Origin of the sequence: Alkalilacustris brevis, from assembly GCF_003350345.1 — a bacterium.
GTDB lineage: Bacteria > Pseudomonadota > Alphaproteobacteria > Rhodobacterales > Rhodobacteraceae > Alkalilacustris > Alkalilacustris brevis.
The window spans coordinates 1-13,274 of sequence record NZ_QNVJ01000061.1 but is presented as its reverse complement, the minus strand read 5'-3'; the positions used below and the strand labels follow the sequence as shown (position 1 = coordinate 13,274).

The following is a 13,274-nucleotide window of genomic DNA, read 5'->3' as shown; positions in this document are numbered from 1 at the left end:
CAATTCCGCATTGGCAGTAGTGCCCGCGCATCATCGGGCCTATCTTGGGTTGCAGGGGAGGAAACCACATGAACCAGGGGTTTCCTATGGCTTATCTTTCGCAAACCGAGTTTGCACCGGCGCTGCGCGCCCAGATCGACCGCGTCTTTACCCGCATCGGGCAGGGCTTCAACGCGTATCTGGAATGCCTCGCCCGGCGCGACGAAATCGAATATCTCAACAGTCTCTCGGATGCCGAGCTTACGCGCCGCGGCCTGACCCGCGACCAGATCGTGCAGCATGTCTTCCGCGACAAGCTGATGTTCTGAGAAACGCCTGCCCCGCCGCGGGCGGGCCGGCCCTTCGGACAGGGGGGGCGGCATGAGCGACCTGCCCGCAGCCCATGAGATTGCGCGCGCCGGTGACTGGAAAGGCCCGGCGACGGACGAGGTTCTGCTTGACTACGAGGCGCGATTTCTGCGCCGCAAGCGTCTGGTCTGCAAGTCGGGCGCCGGGTTTCTGGTCAATCTGGCCGAAACCGTCAGTCTGGACGATGGCGATGCCTTCCGGCTGGGCGATGGCCGGCTGATCGCGGTGCGCGCCGCGCCTGAGCCGGTGCTGCAGGTGAGGGGCGATCTGCCCCGCCTGGCCTGGCATATCGGCAACCGCCACACGCCTTGCCAGATCGGACCTGACCGGCTGGTGATCCGCGCCGATCATGTGATCGAGGCGATGCTGCGCCAGCTAGGTGCCGAGGTTGCGCCGGGGCAGGCGCCCTTCACCCCCGAAGGCGGCGCCTATGGCCATGGCCGCACCATGGGGCACGACCACGGGCCTTCCCACCACCATCACCACCACAGCGTTGCCGCAGCGGGGCCGGAACGGTGAGCCGCGCGGCACTGCTTTCTCTGGTGCAATGGCTCTCGCCTGCCTTTCCCACCGGAGCATTTGCCTATTCGCACGGGCTCGAACAGGTGATCGCCGACGGGGCGGTGGCGGATGCGCCATCGCTTGAGCGCTGGCTGCGCGCGGTGCTGGAGCACGGCGCGGGCTGGCAGGATGCGGTGCTGCTGGCGCAGGCGCTGCGCGCGGGCGCCGATATGGACGCGCTGGATGCGCTGGCGCGCGCGCTGCAGCCCTCGGCCGAGCGCCTGTCAGAAAGTTGCGATCAGGGCGTGGCGCTGGCGCGCACGGTGGCCGCGATGACGGGCCGGGCGTTGCCCGCGCGCCCCTTGCCCGTCGCGCTGGGCGAGGCGGCTGCGCCGCTGGGCCTGCCGCCGGGCGATGTGATCGCCCTTTACCTGCACGGATTCGCCGGCAATCTGGTGACCATCGCCATCCGTCATGTGCCGCTGGGCCAGACCGAGGGGCAGGGGGTGCTGGCGCGGTTGGGCGGGCTGATCGAACGGCTGGCCGAGGCTGCGGCCCGTGCCGAAGCCGAGGAGATAGGCACTGCGGTTCTGGCCGCGGACCTGGCCGCGATGCGCCACGAAACCATGGATGTGAGGATATTCAGGACATGAGCAGCCCCAACGGCCCCTTGCGCGTGGGTATCGGCGGCCCCGTGGGTGTGGGCAAGACCACGCTGACCGAGCAGCTTGCGCGCGCCCTTGCGCCGCGCCTGTCGATGGCGGTGATCACCAATGACATCTACACCCGCGAGGATGCCGAATACCTGATGCGCGCGCAGGTGCTGCCCCAGGCGCGCATCCGCGGGGTCGAGACCGGCGGCTGCCCGCACACGGCGATCCGCGAGGATGCCTCGATCAACCTGGCCGCAGTGGCCGATCTGCGCCGCGAGTTTCCCGATCTGGACCTGGTGCTGATCGAATCCGGGGGCGACAATCTGGCCGCGACCTTCAGCCCGGAACTGGCCGATCTGTCGATCTATGTGATCGACACCGCCGCCGGGCAGGACATTCCGCGCAAACGGGGGCCGGGGGTGACGCGCTCGGACCTGCTGGTGGTCAACAAGACCGATCTCGCGCCCCATGTCGGGGTCGATCTGACGCAGCTGGAGGCCGACACGGCCCGCGCGCGCGAAGGCCGGCCCCATGTGATGGCACGGCTGCGCGCGGGCGTTGGGGTGGGCGAGATCGTTGAGTTCCTGTGCCGCGAGGGGGGGATCGCGCCGCGTTGAAGCTGGGCGCGCGGTTTTCGTCAGACGCCCCCGTCGGGGCGCCTGACGAATGCCTTCGGCGAGGATATTTTTGCCAAGAAGATGACCGCCAGGGTGGGTTTCAGCCGCGGGCGGCGCGGGCGAAGGCGCGGGCCTCTTCGGGGGCGGTGCCCAGTTGCGCCTGCGGTGTGAGCGTGTGGTCGAGCCCGAGGTCGGGCCAGCGTTCGGCCGCGAGGCGCGGCAGCGGCGTGGCGGATTGGCGGGCCTCGGCGCAGAGTGCCTTGACCGCGGCCTGGGCTTCGGGGCGGGGCATATGGGCGGCCAGGGCGAAGCTGAGCGCTTCGGCATGGATCAGGCCCAGCCCGTCGCCCTCGAGGCCTGCCGCCATGCGCGCGGGGTCGGGGGTGAGCCCGGCCACGGTATCGCCGGCGATGGCGAGGCTGCGCGCGCAAGCGAGGCAGATCTGCGGCAGGCTGAGCCATTCGGTGAACCAGGCCGCGCCGTCGCGTTGCTGGCGGTGCAGCGCCGCGCCTTGCACGGCGGCGTTGAGCGCTACCGTAAAGCGTGCCAGCGCCACCAGCACCGAGGGCGCCACCGGGTTCTGCTTTTGCGGCATGGTCGAGGAGCCGCCAGTGCCGCCCAGGCGCAGCTCGCTGATGCCGGTCTGGGTGAGCAGGATCAGGTCTTCGCCGATCTTGGCGATGCTGGCTGAAAGCGCGGTGGTCCAGGCGGCCAGTTCGACCACGCGGTCGCGCGAGGTGTGCCAGTTGGCGCCGGGGTCGTGCAGCCCGAGCCGCCGGGCGAGCCTCGCGCGCAGCTCCGGCCCCTTGCCCTGCATCACCGAGAGGTTGCCCGAGGCCCCGCCCAGGCTGACGGCCAGCAGGCGCGGGCGCATCTCGGCCAGCCGGTCGCGGTGGCGCAGGAGCGGCCCGCCCCAGCCTGCGACCACGGCGCCGAAGCTGGTGGGCGTGGCCGCCTGGCCATAGCTGCGCGCCGCCAGTGGCTGCTCGGCATGTGCCTCGGCCAGGTCGGCGAGCCGGGCCAGCAGCCGGTTCAGCCGGGTTTCCATGATCTCGAGCATCCGGCGCAGGCGCAGGGTCAGGCCGGTATCCATGATATCCTGCGTGGTGGCGCCCCAGTGCAGGTATTGCGCGTGTTCGGGGGCCTGCATCGCCTTGCGGAAGGCCGCGACCAGCGCGGGCACCGGCACGCCATTGGCGGCGGTCTCGGCGGCCAGCGCGGCCGGGTCGATCTGCACCTCGTGGGCGGCGCGGGCGATGGCGGCGGCGGCCTCGGGCGGGATCAGGCCGGCTTCGGCCTGGGCCTCGGCCAGGGCAGCCTCGACCAGCATCATGGCGCGGATCTCGGCGCTGTCGGTGAAGAGCGGCGAGATTTCCGGGTCGTGGTAGAGCCCGCCGAGAATCGCGGAATCGAAGGCGCAGGCTCCCATCACGCGGGCCTCAGGCCGAGGATCTTGCGCGCCTGCGCGGGGGTGGCGACGGGGCGCGCGTATTTCTCGCACAGCTCGGCCGCGCGGCGGATCAGGGCCGCGTTCGAGGGCGCCAGCGTGTTGCGGTCGAGGCGGATGTTGTCTTCCAGCCCGGCGCGGGTATGGCCGCCCGCGGCGATCGACCATTCGTTGAGCGTGACCTGATGCGCGCCGATCCCGGCGCCGCACCATTGCGCATCGGGCGCCAGCCGGTTGAGCGTGCGCACATAGAAATCGAACACCTCGCGATCCACCGGCATGGCGTTTTTCACGCCCATGACGAACTGCACATAGAGCGGCGTCTTGATCTTGCCGGCCTCGGCCAGTTTCGCTGCCTGGAAAATGTGGCTGAGATCAAAGGCTTCTATCTCGGGCTTCACGTCGTATTTCAGCATCTCGGCGGCGAGCCACTCGACCAGATCGGGCGGGTTCTCGTAGACGCGGGTGGGAAAGTTGTTCGAGCCCACCGAGAGCGAGGCCATGTCGGGCCGCAGCGGAAGCATGCCCCCGCGCGCCGCCCCCGCGCCCGAGCGCCCGCCGGTGGAGAACTGGATGATCATGCCGGGGCAGTGCTTCTCCAGCCCTTCCTTGAGGCGGGCGAATTTTTCCGGGTCGGAACTGGTGGTGCCGTCGTCGTTGCGCACATGGCAATGGGCGATGGAGGCGCCGGCCTCATAGGCCTCGTGGGTGCTTTCGATCTGTTCGGCCACGGTGATCGGCACGGCGGGATTGTCCTGCCTGGTGGGCACCGAGCCGGTGATGGCGACACAGAGGATGCAGGGGTTGGGCATGGGGACTCCGCAGTTTCAGTCGGGATTTGGCGCCACTTTATCCGCCACGGGCGCAAAGCGCGAGGGGCAAGCCGGATTTCCCGCGAACCCCGAAAAAAACCCGCCACGCAGAGACATGGCGGGGGCCGGGGGAGGAAATGAACCACGCCGCACGCGCCCGGGAAAGGCGCGCGCGGGCTTTTCAGAGGTCGAGGAAGACGGTCTCGCCCTCGCCCTGAAGGCGGATGTCGAAACGGTACTGCCCCTCGCCGGTTTTCTTCGCGATCAGGGTGTCGCGGCGATGCTGCTGTTCGATGCGCGACAGAAGCGGGTCGCCCTCGTTGTCTTCGTCCTCGAAGTAGATGCGCGTCTGCAGCCCCGTATTGATGCCGCGCGCGGTGATCCACAGCGCGATATGGGGCGCCTGGTGCCCGCCCTCGCGATAGGGGACCTTGCCTGGTTTGACGGTCTTCAGGGTGAATTCGCCGGTTTCGCCATCGGCGGCAAAGCGGCAGAATCCGTTGACCTTGGGGTCGGCACCCTTCTGGCCGGGGAACTTGCCGGCGGCATCGGGCTGCCAGCTTTCCATCATCGCGTCACGCAGCGCCCAGCCGGTGCCGTCAAATACCGAGCCGGTGATGGTGATGACCTCACCCTTGGCGCCGTCTTCGATGGCACGTTTGCCCAGGTCTTCGGGATAGACGCCCTCGACCCCGGCGAACGTGGGGATGCAGCCGATATGGACGTAGGGGCCAGCGGTTTGCGACGGGGTTTCTTCAAGCGTGTCGAGTTTCTGAACCATCTTTCACATCCCTTCCATCTTGTTCTCGAACATGGTCTGGCGACGGCCGCGCAGGACGATGTCGAACTTGTAGGCCAGGTGGTCGAGCGGGCGCGACTTCGACATGTCGAGCGGGGCCACCAGCCGGTCGAGGTGGCTGCGGTTCTTGATCGTGGCGGCGATCGGGCAGTTGCGGATCAGCGGGTCGCCCTCGAAATACATCTGGCTGATCAGGCGCTGGCCGAAACCGGTGCCGAAGATCGAGAAATGGATGTGCATCGGGCGCCAGTCATTGCCGCGGTTGGGCCAGGGGTAGGCGCCGGGGCGGATGGTGAGAAACTCGTAATAGCCGTTCTCATCGGTCAATGCCCGGCCGCAGCCGCCGAAATTGGGGTCGAGCGGGGCGAGGTAGCCATCCTTCTTGTGGCGGTAGCGACCGCCGGCATTGGCCTGCCAGGCCTCGACCAGAACGCCCTTTTGCGGGCGGTTGTTTTCATCGAGTACGCGGCCATGCACCAGGATGCGCTCGCCCACCGCCGGGGCGCGGCCCTGGGTGTAGTTGAGGATCAGGTTGTTATCGAGCGGGCCGAGCAGGCTGTGGCCGAACATCGGGCCGGTTTCCTCGGTCAGCGTCGATTCCATCGACAGGAGCGGCTGCGTCGGCGAACGCACGACACTGGTCTTGTAACCCACGTCATAGGCGGGGGGGTGGATCTCCCGGTTTCGCGGGATCAACGTGCCTAGGTCGGTCATTTGCGGTTCTCCTCCGTTTCCAATTCAGCAAAGATGTCGCGGGCGATCTTGAACCCGTGATTGGCGCGCGGCAGGCCGGCGTAAATTGCCACATGCATCAGCGCCTCGGTCACGTCGGCCTGGCTGGCGCCGGTGCGCGCGGTGGCGCGAATATGCATGGCCAGTTCTTCGAAATTGCCCAAGCCCGCCAGCAGCGCGATGGTCATCATCGAACGCTCGCGGTCGCTGATCGTGTCGCGGCCCCAGACATGGCCCCACGCGGCATCGGTGATCATGGCGATGAAGGGCTCGTCCATCCGGCCGGGGCTGGGGCGGGTGCGTTCGACATGCGCGTCGCCCAGGATGCGGCGGCGGGTGGCCTCGCCCAGTTTGGTGATCTCGTCAGCCATGGCCGATCTCCTCGAAGAAGGTGTTGAGCAGTTGTGCATAGGCTTCGGGCTGTTCGATCATCGGCAGATGCCCGGCCTGCTGGATCAACTCGAAGCGCGATCCCTTGATCAGGCCCATGGTTTCGCGCACCAGATCGGGCGGGGTGGAGCCGTCATGCCCGCCGGCGATGCCCAGCGCGGGCAGGCTCAGCGCGGCGGTCGTGGTGTAGAAATCGGTGCCCGCGATGGCCGCCGAGCAGCCCGAATACCCCGCAAGCGGCGTGCGGGTGAGCAGGTTGCGCCAGGCGATCATCTCGGCCCCCTCGCGGAAGGGGGGCGAGAACCAGCGCTCCATGATCGTGTCGGCCAGCGCCTCGACCCCCTCGCGCGCCATCAGGTCAAGCCGCTGCTGCCACATCTCGCGGGTGCCGATCTTGGCGCCGGTGTTCGACAGCACCAGCGCGCGCACCTGGTCCAGCCGCTTGGCCGCCAGCCCCTGCGCGATCAGCCCGCCAATGGAACAACCCATGAAGACACAATCGCGCACCTCCAGATGGTCGAGCAGCACCTCGGCATCGCGCACCAGTGTGCCCATGCCGTATGGCGCGGGGGTGGCGTCGGTCAGCCCGTGGCCGCGCTTGTCATAGCGGATCAGCCGCAGACCAGGGCGCAAGAGTGGCAGCACCTTGTCCCACAGGCGCATGTCGGTGCCCAGCGAATTGCAAAACACCACTGCGGGGCCTTCGCCCTCATCGCGGTAATTTACATGGATTCCATTTAATTCAGTAACTTGCATCGCGTTCCTCATGTCATTCATCAAAAGGGCAGGCCGACATAGTTTTCGGCCAGCGCGGTGCGGGCCGCGCGCGACATTTCCAGATAGGCCAGCTCGCTTTCCTGCACCTTCTGGCCAAAGGCCCCCTGGTCGGGGAAGCGGTGCAGGAGCGTCGTCATCTGCCAGGAGAAACGCTCGGAATGCCAGACGCGGGCCAGCGCGCGTTCCGAATACCGCTCGATCCCCTCATCGTCCTTGTCGAGGTAATGCGCGCGCAGCCCCTCGTGGAGGTAGTGCACATCCGACACCGCCAGGTTCAGCCCCTTGGCGCCGGTGGGCGGCACGATATGCGCGGCATCGCCCACCAGGAACAGCCGCCCCCAGCGCATCGGCTCGGCCACGAAGGACCGCAGCGGTGCGATGGATTTCTCGATACTCGGGCCCGTGACAAGCGTTTCGGCCGCGTCGGCGGGGATGCGGCGGCGCAATTCGTCCCAGAAGGCCTGGTCCGGCCAGTCTTCAACCTTGTGATCCAGAGGCACCTGGATGTAGTAGCGGCTGAGCATCTTGTTGCGCATCGAGCACAGCGCAAAGCCGCGTTCGTGGTTGGCGTAGATCAGTTCCTCGTGCGCGGGCGGGGTCTCAGACAGAACGCCCAGCCAGCCAAAGGGATAGACCTTTTCATAGGTGCGCAGCACCGAATCGGGGATGGATTGCCGGCTGATGCCGTGGAACCCGTCGCACCCGGCGACGAAATCGCAATCGACCCGTTGGGTTTCGCCGTCACGCACATAGGTGACGAAGGGCGCCTCGGTATCCAGCCCGTGCGGCTGCACCCCCTCGGCGCGGTCGATGATGGCGCCACCCGACTTTTCGCGCACATCGTAAAGGTCGCGTGTCACTTCGGTCTGGCCATAGACCATGACGCGCTTGCCGGTCAGCCCCTCGAAATCGATTCGGAAGCCGCGGTTCTGTGCCGAAAGATAGGTGCCGGCGTGGATGAAGCCTTCGGCATCCATCCGCGCGCCCGCGCCGGCCTTGCGCAGCATTTCGACCGTGCCCCATTCCAGCACGCCCGCCCGGATACGTGCGAGCACATGCTCGCGCGGGCGGCGTTCCAGCACAACACTGTCGATGCCAGCCTGGTGCAGCAGTTGAGAAAGCAGCACCCCCGAGGGGCCGCCGCCGATGATACAGACCTGAGTACGCATATCGCCTCCCTGTTTCGAAAAGAAACATGCAGAATATGGTTTGCGGTGTCAATTATATGTGTGCGGCAAATCGCAAGGCAGCCCGTCAGGGGGCGAAACGCTCCAGCGCGCGGGTAAACAGCGCGGCATCCACGTTCCCGCCCGAGGCCACGGCGATCACCGCCGCGCCCTCCATCGCCTCGGGCTGAAACAGCGCCGCCGCCAGCGCCACCGCGCCGCCCGGCTCCAGCACCAGCTTGAGGCGCGCAAACGCCAGCGCCATGGCGTGCAGCACCTGGTCGTCACTCACCACCAGCCCCGGCCCGCACAGCCGCGCCATCACCGGAAATGTCAGCGCGCCGGGCTGCGGCGTCACGATCGCGTCGCACAGCCCGCTTTCCGGGCCCGTGTTGCGCAGGATCTGCCCCCCCGCAAGCGAACGCGCGGTGTCGTCGAAGCCCTCGGGCTCCACCGGGCGCGCCCGCAGCCCCGGCGCGCGCGCCTCCAGCGCCAGCGCAATGCCCGATGTCAGCCCGCCGCCGCCGCAGCAGACCAGCACATCGGCCTCATGCACGCCCGCGTCATCGGCCTGCGCAGCGATCTCAAGCCCGCAGGTGCCTTGCCCGGCGATCACCAGCGACTCGTCATAAGGGCGGATCAGGCTGAGGCCGCGCGCGCTGGCCAGCGCCTCGCCGATCTCCTCGCGGCTCTCGGTGCCGCGATCATACAGCACCACCTCGGCCCCCAGCGCGCGGGTGTTGGCGATTTTTAGCCGGGGTGCGTCCTTGGGCATGATGATCACCGCCGGCACCCCGTGCTGGCGCGCAGCCCAGGCCACGCCCTGCGCATGGTTGCCCGAGGAATAGGCGATCACCCCGCGCGCCCGCACAGCCTCGGGCAGGGCCGAGACGGCCGACCACGCCCCGCGAAACTTGAACGAGCCCGTATGCTGCAGGCACTCGGGCTTGACCAGAACCCGCCGCCCGGCGATTTCGTCGAGAAAGGGCGAAGTCAGCAGCGGCGTGTGCCGCACATGCCCCGACAGCCGGCCGGCGGCGGCCTCGATCATGGAAATGTCACTCACAGGCATAACCCCAGGAATTGATGAATGGCGCGCAGGCTCTCGGCTTCGTCGAGGAAGGGCACATGCCCGCGATCCGGCACTTCCTCGTAGATCATGTCGGGGCGGCGGCGGCACATTTCCTCGGCTGTCTCGGCCGACAGCAACGCCGAGTTCTCGCCCCGGATCAGCGCCAGCGGCAGCCCCGCGCAGGCGTCGAACATCGGCCAGAGATCCGGCGCAGGCTCTGTCGCCATGCCGGCCAGAAAGGCCTGCCGCAGCGCCGGGTCATATCTGATGGTCAGGCCCTGTTCTGTCGGGGCATAACGCCGCCGTGCCTCCTCCAGCCATCGCCCGGCGGGCAGGTTGGCAAAGCCCTGCGCCGCGTGTTCCAGCGCGACCGCCGCCGCCGCATGGCTGCGCGCCTCCGGGTTGCGGCCCAGCGTGGCGCGGATATGCTCCAGCCCCTCGGGCTCGATCACCGGGCCGATGTCATTGAGGCACAGCCCGCGCAGCCGCTCCCTTGCGGTGGCGGCCAGATACATGCCGATCAGCCCCCCGCGCGAGGTGCCCAGCACCGCCGCCTCGTCCAGCCCGAGGTGATCGAGCAGCGCCAGCGCATCGGCGGCCTCCTGCGCGATTGTGTAGGTCTCGGCCCCGGTCCAGTCCGAGCGCCCGCGCCCGCGATAATCCATGCGGAGCATCCGCAAGGGCGGCAGATGCGGCGCGAGATAGTCGAAATCGCGCCCCGTCCGCGTCAGCCCCGCCAGGCACAGCAGCGCCAGCCCGTGGCCGTTGTCGTCATAATGAAGCCGCGCGCCGTCCGCCGCCGTGAAATACGGCATCAGCCCCCCTTCCGCCCGGTCAGGCCCGGCAGCTTGCCGAGGTCGGGCAACTCATGCGCCGGGCGCCAGGGTAGCCGCTCGGCCGGCGCTCCGGTGCGGTTGATCCAGGCCGTGCGCAGCCCGAAGCCGGTGGCGCAGGCCGCGTCCCAGCCGTTGGCCGAGGCATAGAGCACCTTCTCGGGCGCGGTGTCCAGTTGCGCCCCGATCAGCCGATAGACGCGCGGATCAGGCTTGAACACGCCCACCTCCTCGACCGAGATGACCGCCGCGAAAGCGCCTTGCAGCCCTGCCGCCTCGATCGCGCCGCGCAGCATGTCGGGGCTGCCGTTGGACAGGATCGCCAGGCGGCAGCCCTGCGCGGCCAGCGCCTCGAGCGTGGCGGGCACTTCGGGATAGGCCGGCAACTCCCAGTAAAGCGCAAGCAGCCGGTCGCGCAGTTCCGGATCGGCAAGGCCCTCGGCCTCGAGCGTCCAGTCGAGCGCATCGCGCGTTACCGTCCAGAAATCGACATGCGCCCGCGCCAGCCCGCGCAGCCAGGTATAGGAAAGCTGCTTGAGCCGCCAGTTGGCGGCGACCCGCTCCCAGCAGGCGGCAAGGGCCTCGCCCCCCGGCGCGCCGGCGACGGCGCGGGCGGCGGCATCGACATCGAACAGCGTGCCATAGGCATCGAACACGCAGGTTTCGGTTTGCATGGGCCCCCCTTTTCGGTTTGCCGCGCAGGTTCGGTGTGACTGGACGGTCAGGCACCGCGCGAGATTGGCACAGCCCGCGCGGGGCGAAAAGGGGCGGGGTTTACATCCCCGGCAGAATCGCAGACCCTTCTTGCCTCATCCGGGAGCCACCCGCACGCGCGGCCTCCCCAAACCCATCCCCGACATGAGAGATATCCATGACCGAGGTCAAGACGGGCGACACCGTCCGCATTCATTATACCGGGCGTCTCGACGACGGCACGGTCTTCGACAGCTCGCGCGAGCGCGATCCGCTGGAATTCACCGTCGGTTCGGGGCAGATCATCCCCGGTCTCGACGCAGCCCTTCCGGGCATGAAGGCCGGCGACGAGAAAACCGTGCAGGTGCCCTGCGCCGAGGCCTATGGCGAGCACGACCCGAACGGCCGGCAGGAAATCCCGCGCGACCAGATCCCGGAAAACATCCCGCTCGATCCGGGCACGGCCCTGCAGATGCAGCTTCCCGACGGCCGCGCCATGCCGGTAACGGTGGCCGAGGTGACGGAAAACACCGTCCTGCTTGATGCCAACCACCCGCTGGCAGGCAAGGATCTGACCTTCGATGTCGAGATGATCGAGATCGTCTGATCCCGCCGGACACAGGCGTTACGTGGCTCCGGCGCGGCGCCACGTATACTGGTGCGCGCCTGCCATCAAGGGCGCGCTCCTCCCCTTCACTGTGAAAAAAATATCCCCGCCGGAGGCCCCCGCCGGCAAAAGGGCGCGCGGGGGCTTTTGCATGTGCTCGAGCCCTGCGCTGGCGCGGAAGCACCTTGCAAGAGCTCCCGGATCTGGTTTTCAGCCCTGATTCAGCTTCTCGGCTAGGAATTTCTCGAGCCAGTGGATCGAGTAATCGCCGCGCTGGATGTCCGGTTCGGCCAGAAGCGCGTGGAAAAGCGGCACGGTGGTCTCCACGCCGTCGACGATCAGCTCGCCCAGCGCGCGCTGCAGACGCGCCAGTGCTTCGGGCCGGTCGCGGCCATGCACGATCAGCTTGGCGATCAGGCTGTCGTAATAAGGCGGGATCGTGTAGCCGCCATAGAGCGCCGAATCCATGCGCACGCCAAGCCCGCCCGGCGCGTGAAAGGTCTTCACCATTCCGGGGCAGGGGGCGAAATTGGGTAGTCGTTCGGCATTGATGCGCACTTCGATGGCGTGGCCGTTGAGGACCAGATCGTCCTGCCCGAAGGACATCGGCAGCCCCGAGGCCACGCGGATCTGCTCGCGCACCAGGTCGACGCCGAAGATCGCCTCGGTGACGGGGTGTTCGACCTGCAGGCGGGTGTTCATCTCGATGAAATAGAATTCGCCGTCCTCATAGAGAAACTCGATCGTTCCGGCGCCGGAATAGCCGATACGCGCCACGGCATCGGCGCAGACCTTGCCGATCCGCGCGCGGGTTTCGGCGTCGATGGCCGGGCCGGGGGCCTCTTCGAGCACTTTCTGGTGGCGGCGCTGGAGCGAGCAGTCACGCTCTCCAAGATGCACGGCATTTCCCTTGCCGTCGCCGAAGACCTGGATCTCGATATGGCGCGGCCGGGTGAGGTATTTCTCGATATAGACGTCCGCGTTGCCGAAGGCGGCCTTGGCCTCGCTGCGCGCGGTCTGGAAGGCGGCGTCGATCCCGGCGGCGTCGCGCGCCAGTTTCATGCCACGCCCGCCGCCGCCCGCGGTGGCCTTGACGATCACCGGATAGCCGATTTCACTGGCAACCTTGCGCGCCGCCTCCAGGTCGGGCACGCCACCCTCGGAGCCGGGCACGCAGGGCACGCCGAGCGCGCGCATGGTTTCCTTGGCGGTGATCTTGTCGCCCATCATGCGGATATGTTCGGCCGAGGGGCCGATGAAGGTCAGGCCGTGATCCTCGACGATCTGCACGAATTTCGCATTCTCCGACAGGAATCCATAGCCGGGATGGATGGCTTCGGCGCCGGTGATCTCGCAGGCCGAGATGATCGCAGGGATCGAAAGATAGCTCTCGCTGGCCGAGGGCGGGCCGATGCACAAGGCCTCGTCCGCCATGCGCACATGCATCGCATCGGCATCAGCCGTGGAATGCACCGCGACCGACTCGATGCCCATCTCGCGGCAGGCGCGGATGACGCGAAGCGCGATCTCGCCGCGGTTGGCGATCAGGATCTTTTTCAGAAGCATCGCCGCCCCGATTTATTCGATGATCATCAGCGGCGCGCCGTATTCCACGGCCGAGGCGTCGCTGACAAGAATGCGTTTCACGGTACCCGCGCGGGGGGCGGGGATGTGGTTCATGGTCTTCATGGCTTCGATGATCAGCACGGTCTGGCCCTCGCTGACCTGCGCGCCCACCGTCACGAACGGGTCGGCGCCCGGCTCGGGGGAAAGATAGGCGGTGCCGACCATCGGCGAGGTGACGGCGCCGGGGTGTTGCGCGGGGTC

17 protein-coding genes are annotated in these 13,274 nt (G+C 67.7%); 5 read left to right on the top strand and 12 right to left on the bottom strand.

The features are described from left to right. The first annotated feature begins 68 nt into the window (after positions 1 to 68). Genes DQ229_RS09265 through ureG form a run of 4 tightly spaced genes read left to right on the top strand, consistent with a single transcriptional unit; the run spans position 69 to position 2,119 of the window. Positions 69 to 308 (top strand): hypothetical protein, encoded by a 240-nt coding sequence (locus DQ229_RS09265; protein WP_238381018.1) that lies wholly within the window; start codon positions 69 to 71, stop codon positions 306 to 308. A 52-nt stretch (positions 309 to 360) separates the two neighbouring features. Continuing rightward, the gene (gene ureE / locus DQ229_RS09260; RefSeq protein ID WP_114965998.1) at positions 361 to 867 is read left to right on the top strand and encodes an urease accessory protein UreE; all 507 of its coding nucleotides are present in this window, start codon (positions 361 to 363) and stop codon (positions 865 to 867) included. After that, a complete protein-coding gene (locus DQ229_RS09255; RefSeq protein WP_114965997.1) occupies positions 864 to 1,502 on the top strand; it encodes an urease accessory protein UreF in 639 nt (212 codons plus the stop codon). Before ureE ends, DQ229_RS09255 begins: the two co-directional genes overlap by 4 nt. Then, on the top strand, positions 1,499 to 2,119 hold the full coding sequence (gene ureG, locus DQ229_RS09250; protein ID WP_114965996.1) for an urease accessory protein UreG: 621 nt from the start codon (positions 1,499 to 1,501) through the stop codon (positions 2,117 to 2,119). The genes DQ229_RS09255 and ureG overlap by 4 nt, the downstream gene beginning before the upstream one ends. A 100-nt stretch (positions 2,120 to 2,219) precedes the next feature. Here ureG and DQ229_RS09245 read toward each other — a convergent pair whose 3' ends face one another. The 10 genes from DQ229_RS09245 to DQ229_RS09200 form a co-directional block, all read right to left on the bottom strand. Continuing rightward, positions 2,220 to 3,548, bottom strand: a complete 1,329-nt coding sequence (locus DQ229_RS09245; RefSeq protein WP_114965995.1) for a lyase family protein — start codon at positions 3,546 to 3,548, stop codon at positions 2,220 to 2,222. Next, positions 3,548 to 4,378 carry a 3-oxoadipate:acetyl-CoA acetyltransferase gene (locus DQ229_RS09240; RefSeq protein WP_114965994.1) on the bottom strand — a complete coding sequence of 277 codons (831 nt, stop codon included), beginning with the start codon at positions 4,376 to 4,378 and terminating at the stop codon, positions 3,548 to 3,550. The genes DQ229_RS09245 and DQ229_RS09240 overlap by 1 nt, the downstream gene beginning before the upstream one ends. 181 nt (positions 4,379 to 4,559) lie before the next feature. Next, positions 4,560 to 5,159 carry a protocatechuate 3,4-dioxygenase subunit alpha gene (gene pcaG, locus DQ229_RS09235; protein ID WP_114965993.1) on the bottom strand — a complete coding sequence of 200 codons (600 nt, stop codon included), beginning with the start codon at positions 5,157 to 5,159 and terminating at the stop codon, positions 4,560 to 4,562. A 3-nt stretch (positions 5,160 to 5,162) separates the two neighbouring features. Then, positions 5,163 to 5,891, bottom strand: a complete 729-nt coding sequence (gene pcaH, locus DQ229_RS09230; protein WP_114965992.1) for a protocatechuate 3,4-dioxygenase subunit beta — start codon at positions 5,889 to 5,891, stop codon at positions 5,163 to 5,165. Next, positions 5,888 to 6,280, bottom strand: coding sequence for a 4-carboxymuconolactone decarboxylase (gene pcaC, locus DQ229_RS09225; RefSeq protein WP_114965991.1), 393 nt, complete (start codon positions 6,278 to 6,280; stop codon positions 5,888 to 5,890). Before pcaC ends, pcaH begins: the two co-directional genes overlap by 4 nt. Further along, entirely contained in the window at positions 6,273 to 7,055 is a 783-nt protein-coding gene (gene pcaD, locus DQ229_RS09220; RefSeq protein ID WP_114966027.1) for a 3-oxoadipate enol-lactonase, read from the bottom strand. Before pcaD ends, pcaC begins: the two co-directional genes overlap by 8 nt. 20 nt (positions 7,056 to 7,075) lie before the next feature. Next, a complete protein-coding gene (gene pobA / locus DQ229_RS09215) occupies positions 7,076 to 8,245 on the bottom strand; it encodes a 4-hydroxybenzoate 3-monooxygenase (protein WP_114965990.1) in 1,170 nt (389 codons plus the stop codon). Positions 8,246 to 8,330: 85 nt separating this feature from the next. Beyond that, a complete protein-coding gene (locus DQ229_RS09210) occupies positions 8,331 to 9,308 on the bottom strand; it encodes a threonine ammonia-lyase (protein ID WP_114966026.1) in 978 nt (325 codons plus the stop codon). Further along, on the bottom strand, positions 9,305 to 10,132 hold the full coding sequence (locus DQ229_RS09205) for an alpha/beta fold hydrolase (protein WP_114965989.1): 828 nt from the start codon (positions 10,130 to 10,132) through the stop codon (positions 9,305 to 9,307). The genes DQ229_RS09210 and DQ229_RS09205 overlap by 4 nt, the downstream gene beginning before the upstream one ends. Further along, a complete protein-coding gene (locus tag DQ229_RS09200) occupies positions 10,129 to 10,821 on the bottom strand; it encodes a haloacid dehalogenase type II (protein ID WP_114965988.1) in 693 nt (230 codons plus the stop codon). Before DQ229_RS09200 ends, DQ229_RS09205 begins: the two co-directional genes overlap by 4 nt. Before the next feature lie 197 nt (positions 10,822 to 11,018). Between DQ229_RS09200 and DQ229_RS09195 the strand changes: the two genes are divergently transcribed. Continuing rightward, on the top strand, positions 11,019 to 11,447 hold the full coding sequence (locus DQ229_RS09195; protein WP_114965987.1) for an FKBP-type peptidyl-prolyl cis-trans isomerase: 429 nt from the start codon (positions 11,019 to 11,021) through the stop codon (positions 11,445 to 11,447). Positions 11,448 to 11,657: 210 nt separating this feature from the next. On the opposite strand, the gene accC is transcribed toward DQ229_RS09195, so the two are convergent. Both accC and DQ229_RS09185 read right to left on the bottom strand, forming a co-directional pair. Further along, positions 11,658 to 13,013 (bottom strand): acetyl-CoA carboxylase biotin carboxylase subunit, encoded by a 1,356-nt coding sequence (accC, locus tag DQ229_RS09190; protein WP_114965986.1) that lies wholly within the window; start codon positions 13,011 to 13,013, stop codon positions 11,658 to 11,660. Positions 13,014 to 13,025: 12 nt separating this feature from the next. Beyond that, a partial coding sequence (locus tag DQ229_RS09185; RefSeq protein ID WP_274378830.1) for an acetyl-CoA carboxylase biotin carboxyl carrier protein occupies positions 13,026 to 13,274 on the bottom strand: 249 nt, incomplete at its 5' end.

Bases quoted from the DNA above. Each gene is read 5' to 3' on its own strand.
- DQ229_RS09265 (WP_238381018.1), top strand. From the start codon at position 69: ATGAACCAGGGGTTTCCTATGGCTTATCTTTCGCAAACCGAGTTTGCA.
- ureE (WP_114965998.1), top strand. From the start codon at position 361: ATGAGCGACCTGCCCGCAGCCCATGAGATTGCGCGCGCCGGTGACTGG.
- ureG (WP_114965996.1), top strand. From the start codon at position 1,499: ATGAGCAGCCCCAACGGCCCCTTGCGCGTGGGTATCGGCGGCCCCGTG.
- DQ229_RS09245 (WP_114965995.1), bottom strand. From the start codon at position 3,548: ATGGGAGCCTGCGCCTTCGATTCCGCGATTCTCGGCGGGCTCTACCAC.
- DQ229_RS09240 (WP_114965994.1), bottom strand. From the start codon at position 4,378: ATGCCCAACCCCTGCATCCTCTGTGTCGCCATCACCGGCTCGGTGCCC.
- pcaG (WP_114965993.1), bottom strand. From the start codon at position 5,159: ATGGTTCAGAAACTCGACACGCTTGAAGAAACCCCGTCGCAAACCGCT.
- pcaH (WP_114965992.1), bottom strand. From the start codon at position 5,891: ATGACCGACCTAGGCACGTTGATCCCGCGAAACCGGGAGATCCACCCC.
- pcaC (WP_114965991.1), bottom strand. From the start codon at position 6,280: ATGGCTGACGAGATCACCAAACTGGGCGAGGCCACCCGCCGCCGCATC.
- pcaD (WP_114966027.1), bottom strand. From the start codon at position 7,055: ATGCAAGTTACTGAATTAAATGGAATCCATGTAAATTACCGCGATGAG.
- pobA (WP_114965990.1), bottom strand. From the start codon at position 8,245: ATGCGTACTCAGGTCTGTATCATCGGCGGCGGCCCCTCGGGGGTGCTG.
- DQ229_RS09200 (WP_114965988.1), bottom strand. From the start codon at position 10,821: ATGCAAACCGAAACCTGCGTGTTCGATGCCTATGGCACGCTGTTCGAT.
- DQ229_RS09195 (WP_114965987.1), top strand. From the start codon at position 11,019: ATGACCGAGGTCAAGACGGGCGACACCGTCCGCATTCATTATACCGGG.
- accC (WP_114965986.1), bottom strand. From the start codon at position 13,013: ATGCTTCTGAAAAAGATCCTGATCGCCAACCGCGGCGAGATCGCGCTT.